Below are 1,515 nucleotides of genomic sequence, written 5' to 3'. Positions count from 1 at the left end.
CGGTGTGGATCGTCGGGATGGTGAGGGCCACCCGTCGTTGTGGTTGTCAAGGGTCAGGGCGAAGCGGCTCTGGCACGGTCTCGGTGATCGCGACTGGTCGATGGTTGATCATGTCCTATGTCCTTAGTGGAGCTACTTGCGGTGTTCTTCCCGCACCTGTCCGGGCTGCGCATCACGAACGTGTCCGACACGGGCACGTCGATGCGGGTGCAGGCCGAGACCAGCACGGTCGCCGCTCGGTGTCCGGCCTGTTCCACCCCGTCATGGCGGGTGCACAGCCGGTACGAGCGGCGCCTGCTCGACACCGCGATCGCGGGCCGGGAGACCGTGGTCCGGTTACGGGTGCGGCGGTTCTTCTGCACCCTGGCAGACTGTGTCCGCCGGATCTTCGCCGAGCAAATCGACGGACTGACTGTGCGACACAGCCGGCACAGCCTGCTGGCCCGTCGCCTGCTGGAAGCGGTAGCGCTGGCGGTGGGTGGCCGGGCCGGCGCCCGCCTGACCAGCCACGTCGGTACCGCTGTGGGCCGGATGACGCTGCTGCGCCTGGTCCGGGCCCTGCCGGAACCAGTGGTGCCCGCAGTGACAGTCCTGGGCGTGGACGACTTCGCCTGGCGGCGCGGTCACCGCTACGGCACCGTCCTGATCGACATGAGTACTCACCAGGTGATCGACGTCCTCGACGACCGCAGCAGCCGACTCGCTGGCCGCCTGGCTCCAGGCGCATCCCGGCGTCGAAGTGATCTGTCGAGATAGGGCCGGCTGCTACGCCGAAGGCGCCACCCGCGGCGCACCCGACGCGATCCAAGTCGCCGACCGATGGCATCTGATGCACAACCTGTCCGACGCGGTGAACAAAGCCGTCGCTCACCACCGCCGCTGCCTGCAACCCGCACCCGAACCATCGGCCCCAGCCCACAGCGCCACTGAGACCGTCTCCCCGGCCGAGCCGGCACCCGCAGGATTACGGGTGCAGCGCACCCGAGCCCGGCACGCTGAGGTCCACGCCCTGCACCAGCAGGGCGTGGGCGTCTACGTCATCGCCCGCAGGCTCGGTCTGGACCCCAAGACCGTGCGCCGCTATGCCGAGGCCGCCGACCCCGATCTGCTGCTCGGACCCAACGGCACCGCCCGCGACAGCATCCTCGACCGGTACAAGGGCTATCTGCAGCAACGCTGCAAGGACGGGATCACCGGCACTACCGAGTTGCTGGCCGAGATCCGCGCCCGTGGTTACCGCGGCGGCGAACGCACCCTGCGCCGCTACCTGATCAACCTGCGGGGCTGCGACCAGCCAACCCTGGCACCGCCGCCGGTCCCGCCCGCCCGGGACATCACCGGCTGGATCATGCGGCCCGACGGCAAGCTCACCGAGGAACATCGCGCCGAGTTGCAGCGGCTCTGCGACCTATGTCCCGACCTGGTCACTATCCGTGATCTCGCCCGCGGGTTCACTGACCTGGTCCGCACGCTCGGCGGCGCCCACCTCGAAGCCTGGGTCAAACAAGCCGAGCA

The 1,515-nt window shown here is 69.2% G+C and carries 1 protein-coding gene and 2 pseudogenes; all 3 read left to right on the top strand.

Annotated elements, in window-relative coordinates:
* Window positions 1–126: 126 nt before the first annotated feature.
* Window positions 127–756 carry a transposase family protein gene (locus tag DMB66_RS59770; protein WP_158647747.1) on the top strand — a complete coding sequence of 210 codons (630 nt, stop codon included), beginning with the start codon at window positions 127–129 and terminating at the stop codon, window positions 754–756.
* Window positions 740–823 (top strand): annotated as a pseudogene (locus DMB66_RS66455) (hypothetical protein); the annotation flags it as partial. The gene DMB66_RS59770 and the pseudogene DMB66_RS66455, both read left to right, overlap by 17 nt.
* 147 nt (window positions 824–970) lie before the next feature.
* A pseudogene (locus DMB66_RS59765) lies at window positions 971–1,515 on the top strand (ISL3 family transposase); the annotation flags it as partial.

It is taken from the genome of Actinoplanes sp. ATCC 53533 (assembly GCF_003947245.1).
Note: the sequence above shows the minus strand (reverse complement) of the source record. Positions and strands in the feature narration are given on the sequence as shown.